The organism is Cytobacillus sp. S13-E01 (assembly GCF_029193815.1).
Lineage (GTDB): Bacteria > Bacillota > Bacilli > Bacillales > Bacillaceae_L > Bacillus_BV.
The window spans coordinates 55,886-76,473 of record NZ_JARFVC010000005.1; the positions used below are offsets into that span (position 1 = coordinate 55,886).

The following is a 20,588-nucleotide window of genomic DNA, read 5'->3' on the forward strand; positions in this document are numbered from 1 at the left end:
CATTCCAAATAGCGTTTTTTAAAAAAGAAAAGAAAGTTAAAAGTTTGTACCTAGTTTTAGTGTCTAGCTCCGGGCACCATCGGACCTGAGGTCATAAGCCAAGCCGTCTGGAAGGTCAAAGAACAACCTTCCAGACGGCTCGCCTTATGCTTGACTTGCACAGGATGTGCTGATGTCGATGTTCGCCCCAGGACGTGGCGGGTTTTAATCGACGCGCCGATAGGCGGGCGCCCTGCGCTTTTCTTATTATGAAATTTGAACTTAGTTTTGGTTTATACCCTGGCTCCCTGTGCTTTTCCTATTTTTCATTCATATAAGGACATGTTCTGCATAGACTTGTACAAACGAATAAAGAGGACGGGGATCTCATGGCATTACATAAAAGGTGGTTCATCTTGATAACGATTTGTATGGTTCTGCTAGCAATTTTTCCACAGAAAACTAGTGCATTTGGTCACGTAAGTGCCAAAAGTGCAATTTTAATAGAGCAAGAGTCAGGTAGAATTTTATATTCGAAAGACATTCATTCAAAAAGGCGGATTGCAAGTATCACTAAGATAATGACAGCTGTACTTGCGATAGAATCAGGGAAAATGGATGAGATGGTCAAAGTGAGCAACAGGGCAGCTGGAACTGAAGGCTCGTCTTTATATTTACAACCTAATGAAAAAATAAAACTTGAGGATTTAGTCTATGGGTTAATGCTACGTTCAGGAAATGATGCTGCAGTAGCCATTGCTGAATATGTTGGTGGTAGTTTAGAAGGCTTTGTATATCTTATGAATCAAAAAGCGGCTGAAATTGGAATGACGAATAGTAAATTTGCAAATCCGCACGGCCTTGATGATCAGGAAAATCACTACTCTACGGCATATGATATGGCTATGTTAACCAGATATGCTATGCAGGATGAGCAATTTAAAAAGATATTTGGCACCGAGATACATCGTGCACCAAATCCTAATGAGAAATGGGATCGGGTCTGGAAAAATAAAAACAAGCTACTTACAGGGCTATATGCTAATAGTACAGGTGGAAAAACGGGTTACACAAAACGGGCAAAGAGAACGCTTGTGTCAACAGCATCAAAGGATGGGTTAGATTTAATCGCTGTTACCATAAATGCCTCTGATGATTGGAATGACCACATTAATATGTTCAATAACGGCTTTGCAAAGTTTAACACGATTAAAATCATTCCAGAAGGTACAATTAAAAACATTAAAGAGCCACTTTATAAGAACAAAATTTTTATAAGTAGAAACTTTTTTTACCCTTTAACAGAAGGAGAAAAAAATGACGTTAAGCTTTCAGTAAATTTAATGAATCCAAGCCAAAATGGCTGGGACAACGAAGGTGACATCCCAGGTATAGTCGGAAAGCTGACGATTAAATTAGGTAATGAAAGAATTGGAGAACTTCCAATTTATTTTGATAATGGTCAAAAGGAGAAACCTAAAAAAACTTTTTGGCTAATTCTTAAAAATATCTTTCTTGTAACGTTAGGTGTAAAGAGTCATGGTTAATATAATTTGGGTATGCATGACGATCATTGGAATTATCTTTGCTATTGTTAATGGGACGATTGAAGAAGTTAATAAAGCCGTCTTTAAAGGTGCAGAAGAGGCTGTCACGATTAGTATTGGTTTAATAAGCATTCTTGTATTTTGGTTAGGGCTTATGAAAATTGCTGAATCAAGTGGACTATTAGAGAAACTGGCAAAACTTTTCCGCCCCTTCGTAAAAAGATTGTTCCCTGAAGTCCCAGTAGACCACCCTGCGATGGGGTATATGCTATCTAATATGATTGCAAATATGTTTGGACTTGGTAATGCAGCAACCCCAATGGGAATAAAAGCAATGGAGCAATTAAGAGAACTAAATGGTGGAAGCGTTGAGGCTAGTCGTTCGATGATTACTTTTCTTGCGATTAATACGTCTAGTCTTACACTTATCCCGACAACCGTTATCGCGATTCGCTTAACATATGATTCCACAAATCCCACGGAGATTGTGGGTACAACTTTAATCGCTACAATGTGCTCAACTATAGGAGCCATTCTAATTGATCGTTTCTTTTATTATAGGAGAACTCGCAAAGGAGGAAGACAAAGATGAGTGTTATTAGTTCCATCTCCCTGTGGCTTATTCCTATAATTATTGGGTTTATACTAGTATATGGAACGATAAAAAAGGTCCCAACCTATGAAACGTTTGTTGAGGGTGGGAAAGAAGGTATAAAAATAGCTTTTTCAATTATCCCTTATTTAGTCGGTATGTTAGTAGCAATATCAGTTTTCCGTGCTTCGGGTGCATTAGAATTTTTTATCGGATTATTAAGGCCAGCTCTAGATGCTATGGGAATTCCTGCAGAAATTGTGCCACTTGCTTTAATTAGACCTATTTCTGGTACTGCAGCTCTAGGTATGACAACAGATATCATAGCTACATATGGACCAGATTCTTTTATTGGACGGTTAGCCTCAACCTTGCAAGGAAGCACCGATACAACTTTTTATGTATTGACGGTATACTTTGGTGCTGTCGGAATAAAAAAGATGGGGGACGCACTAAAAGTAGGATTATGGGCAGACTTAGTTGGAATCATTGCGGCCATTTTAGTAGTTACATTAATGTTTGGATAAAGGGAAAATATATTTTAGATGCACGCTTGGAGGTTTGATTACCAGGCGTCTTTTTTTCGTTTCTTAGTAAGTACAACCTTTCACGATACTCTGCAAAAAATAAACAACGGTAACCAAAAGGTTTATATCCATAAATTCTAAAAGGCATAAGTGCAACTACGTCTCTGTCTTCGCCCTTTGGGCTCGCCACTCGGCGAGCTTTCTTTATGATTAAAGACATATAACGAGGGGAAAACTAAGAAGAAAACTTGTGAAAAATGTCGTAAAGAAGTAAGATGTTTAAAGAGGTGAACGAGATGGAACGATTACAAAAAGTTATTGCGCATGCAGGGGTAGCTTCGAGAAGAAAAGCAGAAGAGCTAATTCTTGATGGAAGAGTTACTGTGAACGGGAAAACGGTAAGAGAATTAGGGATAAAAGTAGGACCAAATGAAAAAATTGAGGTGAATGGTGTTCCTCTTGATAAGGAGGAGCCTGTATATCACTTATTATATAAGCCGCGTGGTGTGATATCTAGTGTTTCAGACGATAAAGGACGAAAAGTAGTAACTGATTTTTTCCCTCATATAAAACAGCGGATTTATCCAGTAGGAAGACTCGATTATGATACTTCTGGCCTATTATTAGTAACTAATGATGGTGAATTTGCCAACTTACTGATGCACCCAAAACATGAGGTTGAAAAAGTGTATGTTGCTAAGGTTAAGGGAATTCCACTAAAAGAAAAGCTACGCGAATTAGAAAGAGGGATAAAGTTAGAAGATGGAAAAACAGCTCCAGCTAGAGTTAAGATGATGTCAATAGACAAAAGAAAACAAACAGCCATAATTGAAATAACCATCCATGAGGGTAGGAATAGACAAGTTAGAAGAATGTTTGATGCAATTGGGCATGAGGTACTTAAACTAAAAAGAGAAAAGTATGCATTTTTAACTTTGGCAGGTTTAAGTACCGGTGATTCAAGAGAGCTAACACCTCATGAGGTTAAGCAGTTGCGTGCATTTGTTACTATGGAAGGACATAGACTCCGCTAGTAACCTGAAGAAATCGCCGCTACGGTCGATTTCTTCATTGATTTTAAAATTATAAAAAAGTGAAACTTGCTTGATTTTGTCACATAACATTCATAATATTATGAAAGTCATTATAGTGAAAAATGGTATAATTTAGGGAAGTTTATATCAACAATAAAAAATGACCAATGCTTACTAATGTTGGTCGACTATTGGCGTGCAAATTGATAGTAGGAGAGTATAAATTTATGAAGAAACAACGTTTACTAATTCGTACCATCATCCTATTATTACTGGCTTCTGCTCTTGGTTACACTTTATATAGTAACTTCTTTGTAAGTAAAGAAAAAATAGTAGTAGGCGATCTTGCACCTGACTTTGTTTTAACAGATTTAAATGGTGAAAAACATCGTTTGTCTGATTACCGTGGGCAAGGTGTTTTTTTAAACTTTTGGGGTACATGGTGCAAGCCTTGTGAAAAAGAAATGCCATACATGGAAAATCAGTATAAAATCTATAAAGATCAAGGTGTCCAGATTTTAGCAGTCAATGTAGGAGAGCCGGTTTTCAGTGTAAGCAAGTTTGTTGAAAAGTACGGGTTAAGTTTTCCTGTAGTTATTGACAAAGGGAATCAAGTATTAAATGCTTACGGTGTTGATCCATTACCAACTACTTTTCTAGTAGATAAAGAAGGTAAAATAGTTGAGATTATAACTGGGACACTAACTGAAAGAATGGTTCAAGAAAAAATGGAGCTAATAAAGCCTTAGGGAGTTTTTTTATGGAACAAGTTAAATGTGAGTGTGGTCATGTTAATCCACATGGAACGGTTCTATGTGAATCATGTGGAAAACCACTTGAAGATGATCAAAATAAACAACTAATAGATATGCGCTATGAAGGAAGTGCGCGACGATCACAAACCTATAATAAAACTTTCATTGATAGAATATGGAATTTCTTTTCTTCTGTTAAGGTAGGGGTATGGCTTATTGTAATTACCTTAGTTGTTTCAGCACTAGGGACGATATATCCACAAGTAATGTATATCCCGCCCACTGTAAGTCCTAGTGACTACTATAAGCAAGAGTATGGTTTCACAGGACAATTATATTACCAGTTGGGCTTCCATAATCTTTATGGTTCCTGGTGGTATATGATACTTATTGCATCGATCGGAATATCACTCGTGATTTGTAGTTTGGACCGTGTCGTCCCATTATATCGTGCTTTAAAAAAACAGGGTGTTACACGACATGAGAGGTTTTTAAGACGACAACGTTTATTTAGTACAACAAGTGTAGATAACTATGAAGATACCTTAAGAATAATTAAAACAAATTTAATGAAGAAGCGTTATTCGGTGCGCGAAGAGAATGGTAATATATTAGCTGAAAAAGGCCGTTTTTCAAGGTGGGGTCCATATGTAAACCATATTGGTCTTATTATCTTTTTGGGTGGAGCAATGCTCCGTTTTGTGCCCGGTATGTACATAGATGAAGTCATGTGGGTTCGAGAAGGTGAAACAATAAGCATCCCAGGAACTGAGGGAAAGTACTTCTTGAAAAATGAAAGTTTTGTTATGGAAGTATATGAAGAAGGGAAGGAAAAAGAAGTATTTGATGATGCTATCGAGCGAGCGGGAAACGGAATGGTAGTTAAAAACTATCAAACCACTGTTACGCTTTACGAAAAATCTCCAGATGCTATTCCTGGAGAAGAAGCAGAGCTAAAGAAAATAAAGGATCATGAAATAAAGGTTAACGTACCACTTAAGCATGATTACTATGCACTTTATCAAGTTGATTATAAACTTAATGAATTAAGTACCATGTCTTTTATGTTACTAGATAAAAACAAAGAAGAAGCTCATGGGACAATTAAAATAGACCTTCGCGATCCCAAACTAATGTACGAGTTAGATACTGGTTATTCTGTTGAAATTATTAGTTATTTTCCAGACTTTTACTTTGATTCTGAAGGAGCACCTACAACCAAGTCTAAAATACCAAATAATCCAGCTTTTGTATTCAAAATGTTTACACCTGATAAGCCTAATGGTGAAATAAGTTTCGTTGCGATACAGCAAAATATAGAACCATATGGTGACAACCAGTATAAAATGGCTTTTGCTGGGATTGAGACAAAAGATGTTTCAGCTTTAACTGTAAGAAGGGACTTCACGCTTTGGTTACTAGGATTAGGTGGAACTGTCTTCATGATAGGTGTAATTCAAGGCATGTACTGGCAACACAGGAGGGTTTGGATCCAGCAGGTAAATGGAGAAATGCTTATCGCGGGACATACGAATAAAAACTGGTTTGGGTTAAAAAATGAGATTACTTCCATTATCAAAGATACTCATTTAACTCCACCTATTGATCAGGTTCAAGAAGAACAAATAGATCATAATTATCAAAAAGTCACATAAGGAGGGGTTTGAGTGGCTGAACTAAGCAGTAACTTGTTATACGTAGCCTTTATTTTATATTTAATTGCAACATTTGTGTTTGGCGGGTCAATTCGTGATAAAAAAAGCACATCAAATGTAAATAAATGGGCAAGGGTAGGCATTACCATAACCATAATTGGATTTTTATTTCAATTAGGTTATTTTTTCACACGTTGGATAGCTGGGGGACATGCCCCAGTGAGTAATTTGTTTGAATTTATAACATTTTTTGGTATGATGCTCGTATTTGCTTTTATTCTCATTTATTTTATATATAAAACAAGCGCGCTAGGCTTATTCACGCTGCCAGTTGCATTATTACTTATAGCATATGCAAGTATGTTTCCTAGTGAAATCTCGCCGTTAATTCCGGCTTTGCAAAGTGATTGGCTGGCAATACATGTATCGACTGCTGCTACAGGTCAAGCGATTTTAGCAATTAGCTTTATTACTGGCGTACTTTACTTAGTCCGTGTTGTTGACCAATCAGTTAAAAGTAAGAGAACATTTTGGCTTGAAGCTATCATGTACACACTCATAATAACACTTGGTTTTGTTATTGTGTCCCTCGTATACAGTACAATGGGATATGAAGCAACTTATAAGTGGATTGATAAAAATGACAATGAAGCTGAAATGGTTTACCATTTACCTTCAATTGTTGGACCATACGAAGGCGAGTTGCTAACAGATAATAGATTTGAAGCGTTATTTGAAGTACCTGCGATTATTAGTGCAAGAAAATTAAATACTGTAATCTGGTCGTTTATGGCTGGAACTATACTGTATGGAATAATTAGATTACTATTACGTAGACGGATTGGCGCAGCTATTCAGCCATTGGTTAAAAATATAAATCTTGATTTAGTAGATGAGATTGGCTACCGTTCAGTTACAATCGGATTCCCAATATTTACTCTAGGAGCCCTAATTTTCGCAATGATTTGGGCTCAAATTGCTTGGACGCGATTCTGGGGATGGGATCCTAAAGAAGTGTGGGCCCTAATTACATGGTTATTTTATGCAGCATTTTTACATTTGCGTCTTTCAAAAGGATGGCATGGCGAGAAGTCTGCATGGTTAGCGGTAATAGGTTTTGCAATTATAATATTCAATCTAATATTTGTTAACTTAGTAATAGCTGGGTTACATTCCTACGCGTAACCGTAGTGGATTATCGTAGAAAGACCTTCCCCAAGGCTTGGTGAAGGTCTTTTTTACAAAGGTAAGAAAGTATAAAAGTTTGTACCTCTTTTAGTGTCTAGCTCCGTGCGCCCTGCGCTTTTCGACGTAAAAGTTTTTTTGTGTATGTGACAAATGATATAGAAGAAATAGTTACACAAGGATACTATTAAGAGATAAAGAAGATTTTAGATTTTATAGTTTTAAAAGGTAAAACGTGAAAACGTGAAAAAAATTCGATAACCTTGTAAGGAGCTGTTTAGTGATGGAAAAAGAAGCAAGAATATTAGTTGTAGACGATGAGGAAAGAATTCGCCGTTTATTAAAGATGTATCTTGAGCGTGAGGATTATGTAATTGAAGAAGCAGAAGATGGTGAGCAAGCGGTTGAGAAAGCGCTGAAAAATGATTATGACCTTATATTATTAGATATTATGATGCCGGGTAAAGATGGTATTGAAGTTTGTAAGGAAGTTCGAGAGAAGAAAACAACACCAATCATAATGCTTACAGCAAAAGGTGAGGAAATAAACCGTGTACAAGGGTTTGAAGTAGGTACAGATGATTATATTGTAAAACCATTTAGCCCAAGGGAGGTCGTACTACGTGTTAAGGCATTACTACGACGGTCATCTCCAACTTCATATGTGAAAACTGAAACAACTTCAAAAGATGTTATATTTTTTCCACATTTAACAATTGATAATGATGCACATCGTGTAACTGCAGATGGAAAAGAAGTAGGTTTAACACCAAAAGAGTATGAACTTTTATATTTCCTTGCTAAAGCACCAGATAAAGTATTCGATAGAGAGCAGCTTCTTAAAGAAGTGTGGCATTATGAGTTCTTTGGTGATCTGCGGACGGTTGATACACATGTAAAACGTTTACGTGAGAAACTGAGTAAGGTTTCTACTGATGCTGCGAAAATGATTGTAACAGTATGGGGAGTTGGCTATAAATTTGAGGTTGTTAATGGATGATGTTCTGGAGGAGTGTAGTAGGTAAACTTTGGTTTACCATTCTTTTATTGGTGTCATTTGTATTACTAACATTAACGATTCTATTATTAGAGTTCTTTGAGAACTATCAAGTGGATGAAGCAGAACAGGGTTTAACACAATTAGCATCAAAAATTGCGGTCATCATGGAAGAATATGAAGATAGGGAACTAGCCAGATCGATTTCATGGGAGCTTTTAGATGAGTATACACAAGTGATTATTATTGAGGATGAAAACACCTATTGGTATTCACCTGACCGAGAAGGTGTAGGGAACCTGTCATTGTCTTATATTAATAATAATCCTGAATTGGTTAAGGTTTTTACCGAAAATGCAACTGTAAATTTGAGAGTAGACCCTTCAACTAGTAACTTAGCTACAGGTGTGACAGACGAGATGTTCATCATTGGTGCGCCACTTCATGTTGAAGAAGATAAAATAGGTGCGGTCTTTTTATATCAATCTCTAAATGAAGTTAGAGAGACTACAAAGCAGACAACAAGATTTATTCTATTAGCTGCTGGAATAGCGATTGTCCTAACAACGGTGTTCGCATTCTTTTTATCAACAAGGATTACTGCGCCCTTACGAAAAATGAGACAAGCAGCTTTTGAAATAGCAAGAGGTAAATTTGATACGAAAGTGCCAATGCTCTCACATGATGAGATTGGAGAGCTTGCTCTTGCATTTAATCAGATGGGTCGGCAATTGAAGTTTAATCTCAATGCATTAAGCCAAGAAAAGGAACAATTATCAAGCATTTTAAGTAGTATGGCTGACGGTGTTATTACTTTAAATAGAGATGGAACAGTACTGGTTACTAATCCACCCGCAGAACGCTTTTTACAGGCGTGGTATTACCAGCAAGGTATGCAAAGCAATGATGGAGAAGAGCTTCCAAGTGAGGTAAACGAGTTATTTCAAAGGGTTGTATCCTTTGAAAAAGAACAGATTGTAGAGATAAGTTTACAAGGAAGAAGTTGGGTTATATTAATGAGTCCACTATATAATCAAACGTATATACGAGGAGCTGTAGCAGTAATAAGAGACATGACAGAAGAACGACGCCTAGATAAATTGCGGAAAGACTTTATTGCTAACGTTTCACATGAATTGCGAACACCTATTGCAATGTTACAAGGTTACAGTGAAGCAATTATCGATGATATTGCAAGTACAGATGAAGAAAAGAAGGAAATTGCAAGAGTTATTTATGATGAGTCACTAAGAATGGGACGTTTGGTTAATGATTTATTAGACTTAGCGAGAATGGAAGCAGGTCACATTACGTTAAATGTTGAAAACACAGACGTGAATGATCTAATAGATCGGGTTATTAGAAAGTTTCAAGGATTAGCTAAAGAAAAGGGAATTAGCTTGATTGTAAATAAAAGAAATATTCTTGACTTTAGTTTAGATCCTGATCGGCTGGAACAAGTATTAACTAACCTTATTGATAATGCGATTCGACATACAGAAGAAAATGGTACTGTCAATCTTTTTGTTGAATTACAAGAGAATGGTTTACTAATTGATGTTAAAGATTCTGGATCTGGAATACCTGAAGAGGATTTACCCTTTGTTTTTGAAAGGTTTTATAAAGCCGATAAAGCTAGGACAAGAGGACGATCAGGCACTGGTTTAGGGCTTGCAATTGTCAAAAATATTATCGAAGCACATCAAGGTCATATATCTGTTCATAGCAAAATAAATGAAGGTACGACATTTATTTTCTTTTTACCTCGAAAAACAGAATAATTTGGATAGTGTTGACGTAAAATCTTGTTCCATAAGAAACATTATACTTTTTCCGTGCAACAAATATTGCCCATCCAATCTGAATGGGCAATATTTGTTTTTAACAAACTAAATGCTAATATATAGCTTTTCTCACGGTTTTATCTATGGTAAATTAATAGAATAATATAAAGGATGAATATCCCTAGCTATTCTCCCAAGGTTTTATTTAGAAAATGGATTAGAGTTTGTTCAAAAAGGAGGACAAACAGAGCCGAGAAGTTCGAGGAAAGAAAGACTGAGATGCGGGCCGTCGGATCTGCACTTCCTGTTCTTAGTAAATTTGACAACTGTTTTTCCCGGTCTTTTTGAACATCCTCTTAAAGTGTAACTTTTTTAAGATGTGTACGACTAATATGTTGAACGGGAGGTAAAGGAAATGGACGCCGTGTTCCAAGAGCTCTATGAAAAATATCATCACGATGTCTTTTCATTTTTGTTCTATATGGTAAAAAATCGTGAGCAAGCTGAAGACCTCGTTCAAGAAGTATATATAAGAGTGTTAAAATCCTATGACCGGTTTGAAGGAAAAAGTAGTGAAAAAACATGGCTGTTTTCAATTGCACGTCATGTGGCAATCGATTCCTTCCGCAAGCAAAAAGGGTGGAAGCAAAGAATCCTTGATACATTTGATTGGAATAAACAGCAAGTAATAGATTATGCTCCTTTACCAGAGGAAATTACATTGCAAAATGAGCAAGTACACATGATGTATCGATGTTTAGATAAATGTACAGTCGATCAACGCCTTGTTTTAATCTTAAGATATATTCAATCATTATCGATTACAGAAACAGCTGAAAGCTTAGGTTGGACTGAAAGTAAGGTTAAAACAACCCAACACCGTGCCTTAAAGATTCTAAAAGGATACATGGATGAACATGTCGAAAAGGAGGAGATCGAAGATGAAAAAGTCCGAGTGGAGCGATGAACAACTTGAGCATTTCTTAAAGCAGATGCCTATCGTTAAAGATAATCGTAATCCTCATGATATTTATCAGAGCATTTCCTCTAAGGTAAGGAGAAAACAGAAAAGATCATGGATAGTACCAACACTTGCAACGGCATCAGCCCTTTTCTTAATGGTGTTAATCGGATCGTCTTTCTTGAATCAGTCTAATAGTAGCGATTTATTTTCTAATAGTTCTCAGGAAGGAAATGCAAACGAAGCAAGGATGTTCATAACTAATGATGCGGAGGATAAATTGGCTGAAAATTCTCGTGCTGCAAAGAGCGAAGATAGAGACAATTTTGCTGATACGCAAATCACTAGCATGGAACCTACTACATTGGAAAGCTATGTAATTAGAGATTTTACTAACAAAAAGTTATTTACTTTTGGAATTCCTGACCAAACTGTGCAAGCTGTGATACCAATAAGTGTTTTGATTGATAATACGAATGTCAGCCATATTGATTTATTGCCAGATGTCGTTCAAAAGGTCAATGAAAAGTTGATAAGCTCAGATTATGGATTAGCTGATTTTCCATTAAGTAGATATTCTTTTTCAGAAAAACTAAATAAAGATGAATCTAAAAATATTATTCTTGATTTTCCAAAAGAAATGAACGCTGAGTCTTTTGCTTCTGCAGAATCATTTGCTTTTTGGGGATCTTTAGCAGAAACGTTCCGATGGTTTGATGCTGACTACAAAGAAATTGAGTTTTATCAAGCAGGAAAAATGGGAGTTAGTATCGGGCAATCTGGGGTTGAGTCGACGACTTATGAACTGAATAAGGCTGGAAAACGAGCTTACTTTATGTATAGGCCGTTCGAAAATGGCCGTAAATTTTTAGTGCCATATGAAGTACAAGGCAAATCAGTAACATTCACAGATGCACTTGAAACAATGAAGAATGACTTAGAGAATGGTACTTTTAAGCTCAATCCGACAATCTTTAAAAATGTTAACTTCAAAATAGATGAAACTGATACTGACAATGTAACAATAACCTTTACGGAAGAGACTAGTTTAGAGGATAATGATCCGTTTGTCTTTATGATTGATGCAATCATGCTAACAGCAAAAGAATTTGGCTATAAATCAGTTACATTTGAAAATGCAAAGCTTGAAAAAATTGGTACTTGGGACTTATCAAGTAAAAATGATGTGCCAGTTGCACCAAATCCAATTATATTAGACTAAGAGAAGGGCTTATACCCTTCTTTTTTTGATTGAAAGGAAAGTATAAAAGTTTGTACCTAGTGATAGTAACTTATAAAAAATTATATACATATTTTAAGAAATTATTTCAAATAATGTAAGGGTGCTTATTAACACTTGTTCCTGAAGGCAACTCTCTTAGTAGCGCTTCTTTAGTGTGTTTAAGCACTTGTTCTATTTTTAGACAGGCACACATAGGATACATATAGAAATTGCAAACTTGAGCACACGAGGAGGATTACAATGCAAGATCTAATAAAACGTCTAGCTGTAGTAGTAATTATGGGAATTTGCATAGGGCTATTATTTATTGGTGGTCGTTCAATAAGTGCACAATCACTATCTAATCAAGAAATTACAGAAAATTGGGTATGGCCTGTTTTAGGTGAAATTACCGACAATTTTGGCACTAGGTCAGGTAGACATAAAGGAATAGATATAGCCGCTCCTCTAGGGGAGAATGTTTACTCTGTTGATGAAGGCACTGTAAAAAAATCTTATTACTCATATACATACGGTAATGTCGTCTTTATTTCAAATCCAGGTGGATTTGAAACAGTATACGCACATATGAATAAAAGAAGTGTTGAAGAAGGAGCAATAGTTAAACGTGGCCAAAAGATTGGTGAAATAGGTAGTACCGGAAGATCAACTGGTGCACATTTACATTTTGAAGTGCATGTAGGCGAATGGGATTATGAAAAAAATAACGCAATTGACCCGCTTGCTGTTTTAAATAAAAATAATCCTGTTACGATTGCAAACCAAACGTCTAAAAAAGTTAAGAGTATAAATAAACCGGTGAGAAACGTTGAGGAGAACTTAGTGCGGCAGGAATATAGTGAGCCATTTGATAGTTGGAATGCATTTGCATATGAATCAGGAAAACTTCTATCAAGCTCGATTGTAGTTTCAAATCAATTAAAAAGTTCAGCTGACCAAATCGCTGGAAAAAAAATAATAGTTAAAAAAGATGATACCTTATGGGATATTTCTCAAGATAACTTGGTATCGATAGAATCAATAAGAAAATGGAATAGCCTTGAAGATTCATTGTTGTTAGTTGGTCAAGAGCTTGTATTATACCCGGAAAAGGAAGCTGTTTATATTGTAAAGCCGGGAGATACGATACCTGAAATCGCTAAAGAAGTAGGTAGTACAGTTGAAAAAATCATAGAATTAAATTTCTTAGAAAATGAAGTGCTATATCCAGATCAGGTGTTAATTGTTAATGAGTTTTATTAAAAAGATTAAATATTTAGTTAATTGTTAATGAATTTGTGTCAGATTATTGTATTCCCAAAAGGCTAAGCTATAATATAATAAAAAACTGCTTGAACTTGGAACATAAGAGGGGAGAAAATGATGCTGACTGATTACCATAACCATTTAGAACGAGGAACACTGACACTTGAATATTTAAAAAAATTTACTGATGAGGCATTACATCAGGGGATAGAAGACTTTGGGATTTCTGAGCATGCATATCATTTTCATCAAACAAGAGATATACTAAGTAATCCCTGGGTAGATGAACGAAGATCCTATGATATGGATGACTATGTAAATCTTTTTGAATTGGCATGGAAGAATGATATAAACGTAAAAATGTCGATTGAAATGGACTACACCCCAGGCAGGCATTTAGAAATGAAAAAGTTTATTGAATCATATGAGTTTGACTATGTTATTGGATCAATTCATTGGGTTGGAGATTTTGGGATTGATTTAGCTGAATATAGAAAAGAGTGGGAAAAAAGAGATTTATACGAAATATATAGAAAATATTATGACCAAGTAGTTACACTTGCTGAGTCAAATTTATTTGACATTGTTGGTCACCTTGATTTAGTTAAAATATTTAACTACGTTCCGACGGACGAAAACTTTTTACTTGAACAATACGATCGCGCAACAACTGCCTTGGCTAATTCAAAGACATGTGTTGAGATAAGTACAGCAGGTTTAAGGAAGCCAACTGGACAACTATATCCTGACCCCAAATTATTAACAATGTGCTACCAAAAAGGAATTCCTATTGTACTCTCATCAGATGCTCATATTCCAGAGCATGTCGGTGCTGATTATGACCAAGCTATCAGCCTTGCAAAACAGACTGGCTATAATACGATTATGACCTTTAATAGGGGTCAGCGTAAGGAGGTTGAATTGGGCTAGAAAATAAATAGTAGAAAGGTACAAAACACATACCTTTCTACTATCAAAGAAATAAATATAAATGTGTGAACATAGTTTTAATGTCGTACTTAAAGCCTTCCAGCCGGCTCGTCTTATGCTTGACTTGCACAGGATGTGCTGATGTCGATGTTCGCCACAGTACGTGGCGAGTTTTAATCGACGCGCCCAAAGGCGGGCGCCCTGCGCTTTTCTTAAAAGGTAAGAAAGTATAAAAATTTGTACCAAGTTTTAGTGTCTAGCTCCGGGCGCCATCGACTCTATGGTATAAGCCAATCCGTCCGGAAGGTAAAGAACAACCTTCCAGCCGGCTTGTCTTATGCTTGTCGCCGATAGGCGGGCGCCCTGCGCTTTTCTTAAAAGGTAAGAAAGTATAAAAGTTTGTACCTAGTTTTAATGTCTAGCTCCGGGCGCCATCGGCTCGAGGTCATAAGCCAATCCGTCTGGAAGGTCAAAGAACAACCTTCCAGACGGCTCGTCTTATGCTTGTCGCCGAAAGGCGGGCGCCCTGCGCTTTTCTTATTACAAGTCTATTTTTCGTATAGAAACAATATCTTGTGATTTATGAAGTCTTTCAATCACTTCATCTTGAAGTGGCATATCAAATGATAGCATCATAATGGCTTCTCCACCCAATTGTTTTCGTCCAACTTGCATCGTTGCAATATTAACATCAATATCACCAAGTATTTTTCCAACCCTACCTATAACACCCGGTTTGTCAGTATGTTGGATATAAAGCAGGTTTCCTTCAGGGCTAAAATCTATTTTAAAGCCGTTTAAGCTAACGATACGTGCACCATAACCTGTAACATGGGTACCTTGTATTTCAAATGAGTTACTCTCACCAGTAGCTCTAACAGTGATCGAGTTAGCATACCCAAAAGTATTCGAAGAAAATGTTTCTCCAAACGTAATTCCGCGTTCTTGTGTGATGACTGCTGCATTCACTGCATTAACAGTTGTAGCTACTCTTGACTGTAAAAAGCCTGACAATAAACTTCTTGTGATAAAAGTAGTTTCTAAATTAGTGACAGTACCTGCGTAGGTAATTGAAACTTCCTTGACAGCCTGTTTCATACATTGTGATAGAATTGAGCCGATTTTGTTAGCAAGCTCATAAAATGGTTGGATTTTCTCATATAAGTCTTTTGATAAGGTTGGTAAATTTACTGATGACGTGACAGGTTTTCCTTCTAAGAAGCTAACGACTTCTGTTGCTACCTGTGAAGCAACATTAAGCTGGGCTTCTTTGGTAGAAGCACCTAAGTGAGGAGTAACAATTACTTGATCAAACTCTAATAATTTATTTGACATTGGTGGTTCAACTTCAAACACATCTAAAGCAGCCCCGGCAACATGGCCATTTTCTAAATAAGTAACAAGTGCTGACTCATCAATGATTCCACCACGTGCACAATTGACCAGATAAACGCCTTTTTTTGTCTTGGCTAAATTTTCATTTCCTAATAAGCCTCTTGTTTCATTTGTTAAGGGAGTATGAACAGTAATAATATCCGAGGTTGCTAGTAATTGATCTAAAGTACAAGATGTGACACCTATTTCCTCTGCTCTTGATTTGGTTAGAAAGGGGTCATAAACATAAACTCTCATATCAAAGGCTTTTGCTCTTTTAGCAATCTCCGAACCAATGCGCCCTAAACCAACTATTCCTAATTGTTTACCGGCTAATTCAGTACCAACAAATGCAGAACGATTCCATTCTCTCGATTTTACCGATATATTAGCCTGGGGTATATGACGTACTAACGATGATATCATGGCAAATGTAAGTTCTGCTGTTGATAAAGTGTTTCCATCGGGTGCGTTAATTACAACAACACCATGTTTAGTAGCTGCTTCGACATCTATATTATCAACACCTACACCTGCTCTTGCAATAATTTTAAGATTTGTCATTTTCGATAGAAGTTCTGCCGTTACAATTGTAGAACTTCTGACAAGTAATGCATCAAATTCATGTAAAAAATCTTCTACTTCCTTGACATTTTTCTGAATGACTTCGATGTTGGGTTTGCCTAGTAGAGGGGTTAACCCTTCTCCACTCATTGAATCAGAAACTAAAATCTGGTACATTCTTATCGCTCCTTCATAATCGGATCTAGAAAAGCAAAAAAACAATAACACAATTTTTCGATAATTTAACACAATAATAATTACCTGTCAATTAGTTTGTGAAATACTTCTCAAATGAAAGCGCTTATATCGTTTTTTTTACAACGTAAGAAAGTATAAAATTCTCACCAGGTTTTAGTGTCTAGCGCAAGCCACCCTGTGGATGTTCTTAAGACTGGGCAGGCTAAGCCTACTATTACCGATAAAAAAACCCTCTGCATAATAATCAGAGGGTACAGGCTATAAATTATTCAAACTTAAGTGCATCGCCGTCAAATGATTCGTCCGCAACTTTAATTGAGTCTGTCGGACAGCCTTCGAATGCATCCATCATATCTTCTTCAAGAACTTCTGGAATTTCTACGATACCTTGGTTATCGTCTAGAGTTACGTATGCAATACCATCGTCATCATAATCATAAATGTCTGGTGCTGCAGCGCCGCAAGCCCCACATGCGATACAAGTTTCTTTGTCAACAATTGTGTACTTTGCCATGTGTAAATACCTCCCAAATATCAATACAAAAATATAGTCGACTTTCCTATATTAGTCCCTCATCCCAAATAATGAATATAGCTATAAGATGGAAACGTATGCCTCAACACTTATTGTAAATCTGTTTTGAAAACTTTTCAATAGAAAAGTATAGTGAGAATGCTTATCAGACAAGGTTTGTCTAATTATTATGTTCCACAATTTTTTTCATTCTAAACATAACATTAGAAAAGAATAATTTGCTACAATATAAAATAGAATGTAATCTATTTCGACAAAAAGTATAAGTTAATTGTCGAATATTAACCAGGTGAGTGATAATGAAGTTAAACGACCTATCATTTCTAATTCTATTATGTATTCATAAATTTAATGGTGAAAGATCTATATATGGGGTTTATCATTTATTAACTGGAAAAAAATCTTCACAAACTATATTTGATGGCAAGTTATATGAACTTTCACATTTATTCTCTATAATGCATTTTTTAACAAGAGATAAACTAGAGGAAATAATCCAGCAATTGCAAAGAAAAAAATTGATAAAAAAAATCGAAGAACATAAATATGTGGTGACTAAATATGGTTTTGACTGCCTGATCGTGTATAAAGAACAAAACCCTTTACCTAAGGATTTAGATGGATGGAAGTACTATGATAAAGGTGTTACCTTATGGGAAAGACTTTCATTACTAATTCAAGTTCTATCCAACCTTAACCATAGAAAATCAAAGTATACCCCAATTAATCATGATGAAGAACTACAAAATTGGATTAAAGCTTATATTTTAAGGTTTAGACTGACTCGGGGTGAACTAGCTGAACAAATACATGAAGAGTGTGTCCAACTTTTATCAACTGTTCAAGATGAAGATGCGCTCCTATTTGTAAGCCGATTAACGAGTCATGATCGCATTGGGTCAACATTTGAACAACTAGCCAACCTACTTCATAAGGACATAGTACGTATTCACATACTTTTTCATGGTGTGTTACATACGTTTTTAAAAGAAATCGAATCAGCTACTAAAAAATATCCATATTTATTTGAGGTCGTAAAAGATCTCTATCACGAGGAATCGTTAACGATATCTTCGAGACAAACATTGAGGATGATACAAGAAGGTAAATCAATTAATGAAATTGCTGCTATTAGGCACTTAAAACAAAGTACAATTGAGGACCATGTGGTTGAAATTGCTCAAAATGTTAGCGACTTTTCGATTGATTCTTTTGTTACATCTGGGAACCAAGACAAGATTATAACCATGCAAAAAGAACTTAACTCCAAAAAAATGAAGGTAATCAAGGAAGAACTGGGTCAAACTGTTTCATACTTTGAAATAAGGCTTGTATTAGCGAGAAATGGTGAAAATAATGGAACTTGAGAATGTACTTAAAGAAAAATTCAATTACGATACCTTTCGAGATGGACAGCGGGAAATCATTACAGATGTACTTGAAGGTAATGATGTAATTGCAATGCTTCCGACTGGAGGTGGTAAATCAATATGTTACCAAATTCCAACATACATAAATGTTGGAAGTACGTTAATTGTATCACCACTATTATCTTTAATGGAGGACCAAGTACAACATTTAAAAAAGAGTGGAGAAAAGCGCGTTATAGCCTTAAATAGTTTTCTTTCTTTCTTTGAGAAAAGATATGCAATTAATGATTTACGTCACTATCGATTTATTTTTACATCACCCGAAATGTTACAGTCTAGCGCAATTATAAAGGCTTTAAAACAAGTAAGGCTATCATTATTCGTTGTTGATGAAGCGCATTGTATATCACAATGGGGCCACGATTTTCGTCCTGATTATTCTAGGCTGGGCCATATTCGAAAGCAACTAGGCAATCCTCCTTGTTTAGCGTTAACAGCAACAGCAACGAAGAACGTAATTGAAGATATATCATCATCATTATTATTAGCTCAAGAGAAAAGACACATCCACACAGTGGATCGCTCAAATATAGCTTTAGCGGTTGAAAAGACGAATTCGTTGGATGATAAAATTAGCTCTTTACTCTCCAATGTAAAGAAATTAGCTGGCCCGGGAATCATTTATTTCTCTAGTCGAATATGGGCTGAAAATATGGCGAAGTACCTTTTTGATCAAGGTGTGTCAAGAATTGCGTATTATCATGGTGGGATGGATCAAGAACAAAGATTGCTAATACAACAACAGTTTATAAACAACCAATTGGATATTATCTGTTGTACAAGTGCTTTTGGGATGGGGATTAATAAACCAAATATTAGATATGTTATCCACTTTCATCTTCCGTCCCAGCTAGAGTCATACCTACAAGAAATTGGGCGTGCAGGTCGAGATGGAGCAAAAAGTATAGCTATCTTATTGTATAGTCCACATGATGAGGAGATTCCTGAGTCATTAATTAACTTTGAACTACCAAATCGAGAGAATGTTCGTGACATCCTTTACTACCTAGAAAGATTAACTCAAAATGAAAAGACAGTATCCTTATCTAAAGAGTTAGAAGAAGAAATAATAAGGAGAACAGGAGTATCCGAAAATTACTGGAGGTTTGTAAGACATCACCTCAAAGAAACATCTGTCATTTCTGAAAACAAAATACAAAAGTTGGTTCAAATAGAACAGGTAGCTGAGTATATTGGAAAAATTATTGCCCAGAGAATTAATGACAAACATCAAAAACTGTTGTTTATGAAAAAATGGCTATTTTCTGATGGATGCCGTCGTGAACAGATCCTTTCATATTTTGGAGAAGACGTAGGAATAGATAAACCGATTCCGTGCTGTGATCGATGTTCAATTGAATTATCGGATTATGAGAAAAAGACGTTTACCAATGAAGCAATCCAACTTAATGATTGGAGACAAGAGCTCGCTCGCATTCTCCTAAAAGGTAGTGAATAAATGCGTAATCGACAAGCTGACATTGTTAATGGAATGAAAGGTAGCCAAATAATATTTCATTTATATGCAACACAATTTTTACTCTTAGTCGTTTCAATCATACTTGGTTTCTTTTTATTTAATGATATGGATTCTTTTTTTATGCTTTGGACCCTAGATCTGAAACAAATTCTCATCTACGGTGGGGGTAGTGCGATTCTTGTTATTATCATTGATTTTTTAATCAAGAGATGGGTAGCAAAACATGTATATGATGATGGCGGTATAAATGAACTAGTATTTAGGAACAGAAATTATTTTCATATTTTCTTTTTATGTATTATTATTGCATTTGCTGAGGAGCTGCTATTTCGAGGTATTATTCAAACTCACTTTGGAATAGTAATAGCTAGCGTCATATTTGCACTACTACATGTTCGTTATTTATATAAATGGGTATTGTTCACAGCAGTTGTTTTACTTAGCTTTTTATTAGGTTATTTATATTTAATGACAAATAACCTGCTAGTCACTTTTTTTGCCCATTTCTTAATTGATTTCGTTTTTGCGTTAAAAATAAGAAAAGATTATCTGCAATCAGATAATGAATAGAGG

18 protein-coding genes are annotated in these 20,588 nt (G+C 35.9%); 16 read left to right on the forward strand and 2 right to left on the reverse strand.

From position 1 onward, the window contains the following. Positions 1-368 precede the first annotated feature (368 nt). The 13 genes from PY093_RS05515 to PY093_RS05575 all read left to right on the forward strand — a co-directional run bounded on the left by PY093_RS05515 (position 369) and on the right by PY093_RS05575 (position 14,434). On the forward strand, positions 369-1,526 hold the full coding sequence (locus PY093_RS05515; RefSeq protein WP_275644878.1) for a D-alanyl-D-alanine carboxypeptidase family protein: 1,158 nt from the start codon (positions 369-371) through the stop codon (positions 1,524-1,526). Beyond that, positions 1,519-2,118 (forward strand): nucleoside recognition domain-containing protein, encoded by a 600-nt coding sequence (locus tag PY093_RS05520; RefSeq protein ID WP_275644879.1) that lies wholly within the window; start codon positions 1,519-1,521, stop codon positions 2,116-2,118. The genes PY093_RS05515 and PY093_RS05520 overlap by 8 nt, the downstream gene beginning before the upstream one ends. Further along, entirely contained in the window at positions 2,115-2,645 is a 531-nt protein-coding gene (locus PY093_RS05525) for a spore maturation protein (RefSeq protein ID WP_275644880.1), read from the forward strand. The genes PY093_RS05520 and PY093_RS05525 overlap by 4 nt, the downstream gene beginning before the upstream one ends. Positions 2,646-2,941: 296 nt before the next feature. Beyond that, on the forward strand, positions 2,942-3,679 hold the full coding sequence (rluB, locus tag PY093_RS05530) for a 23S rRNA pseudouridine(2605) synthase RluB (RefSeq protein WP_275644881.1): 738 nt from the start codon (positions 2,942-2,944) through the stop codon (positions 3,677-3,679). A gap of 227 nt (positions 3,680-3,906) precedes the next feature. After that, positions 3,907-4,428: a thiol-disulfide oxidoreductase ResA gene (resA, locus tag PY093_RS05535; RefSeq protein WP_275644882.1), complete on the forward strand. Its 522-nt coding sequence runs from the start codon at positions 3,907-3,909 to the stop codon at positions 4,426-4,428. A gap of 11 nt (positions 4,429-4,439) precedes the next feature. Beyond that, positions 4,440-6,089 (forward strand): cytochrome c biogenesis protein ResB, encoded by a 1,650-nt coding sequence (gene resB / locus PY093_RS05540; RefSeq protein WP_275644883.1) that lies wholly within the window; start codon positions 4,440-4,442, stop codon positions 6,087-6,089. 12 nt (positions 6,090-6,101) lie between these two features. Next, a complete protein-coding gene (gene ccsB, locus PY093_RS05545; protein WP_275644884.1) occupies positions 6,102-7,274 on the forward strand; it encodes a c-type cytochrome biogenesis protein CcsB in 1,173 nt (390 codons plus the stop codon). Positions 7,275-7,557: 283 nt separating this feature from the next. Continuing rightward, on the forward strand, positions 7,558-8,274 hold the full coding sequence (locus PY093_RS05550; RefSeq protein WP_275644885.1) for a response regulator transcription factor: 717 nt from the start codon (positions 7,558-7,560) through the stop codon (positions 8,272-8,274). After that, a complete protein-coding gene (locus tag PY093_RS05555; protein WP_275644886.1) occupies positions 8,271-10,052 on the forward strand; it encodes an ATP-binding protein in 1,782 nt (593 codons plus the stop codon). The genes PY093_RS05550 and PY093_RS05555 overlap by 4 nt, the downstream gene beginning before the upstream one ends. A gap of 418 nt (positions 10,053-10,470) precedes the next feature. Beyond that, positions 10,471-11,022 (forward strand): RNA polymerase sigma factor SigX, encoded by a 552-nt coding sequence (gene sigX, locus PY093_RS05560; RefSeq protein WP_275644887.1) that lies wholly within the window; start codon positions 10,471-10,473, stop codon positions 11,020-11,022. Beyond that, a complete protein-coding gene (locus PY093_RS05565) occupies positions 10,997-12,238 on the forward strand; it encodes a hypothetical protein (RefSeq protein WP_275644888.1) in 1,242 nt (413 codons plus the stop codon). The genes sigX and PY093_RS05565 overlap by 26 nt, the downstream gene beginning before the upstream one ends. 261 nt (positions 12,239-12,499) lie before the next feature. Then, positions 12,500-13,501 carry a peptidoglycan DD-metalloendopeptidase family protein gene (locus PY093_RS05570; protein WP_275644889.1) on the forward strand — a complete coding sequence of 334 codons (1,002 nt, stop codon included), beginning with the start codon at positions 12,500-12,502 and terminating at the stop codon, positions 13,499-13,501. 120 nt (positions 13,502-13,621) lie between these two features. Continuing rightward, positions 13,622-14,434 carry a histidinol-phosphatase gene (locus tag PY093_RS05575; RefSeq protein WP_275644984.1) on the forward strand — a complete coding sequence of 271 codons (813 nt, stop codon included), beginning with the start codon at positions 13,622-13,624 and terminating at the stop codon, positions 14,432-14,434. A gap of 540 nt (positions 14,435-14,974) precedes the next feature. Here the strand turns inward: PY093_RS05575 and serA are convergent. Then, entirely contained in the window at positions 14,975-16,549 is a 1,575-nt protein-coding gene (gene serA / locus PY093_RS05580; protein WP_275644890.1) for a phosphoglycerate dehydrogenase, read from the reverse strand. A 286-nt stretch (positions 16,550-16,835) separates the two neighbouring features. Further along, on the reverse strand, positions 16,836-17,084 hold the full coding sequence (locus PY093_RS05585) for a 4Fe-4S domain-containing protein (RefSeq protein WP_275644891.1): 249 nt from the start codon (positions 17,082-17,084) through the stop codon (positions 16,836-16,838). 320 nt (positions 17,085-17,404) lie between these two features. Here PY093_RS05585 and PY093_RS05590 point away from each other — a divergent pair, with 320 nt between their 5' ends. From PY093_RS05590 to PY093_RS05600, 3 genes are read left to right on the forward strand one after another with little or no spacing between them, the layout of a single operon-like run. Then, positions 17,405-18,472 (forward strand): YpbB family protein, encoded by a 1,068-nt coding sequence (locus tag PY093_RS05590; protein WP_275644892.1) that lies wholly within the window; start codon positions 17,405-17,407, stop codon positions 18,470-18,472. Then, a complete protein-coding gene (locus PY093_RS05595) occupies positions 18,462-19,994 on the forward strand; it encodes a RecQ family ATP-dependent DNA helicase (RefSeq protein WP_275644893.1) in 1,533 nt (510 codons plus the stop codon). Before PY093_RS05590 ends, PY093_RS05595 begins: the two co-directional genes overlap by 11 nt. Continuing rightward, positions 19,995-20,585, forward strand: a complete 591-nt coding sequence (locus PY093_RS05600) for a CPBP family intramembrane glutamic endopeptidase (protein ID WP_275644894.1) — start codon at positions 19,995-19,997, stop codon at positions 20,583-20,585. It abuts the gene before it with no gap. Positions 20,586-20,588 lie beyond the last annotated feature (3 nt).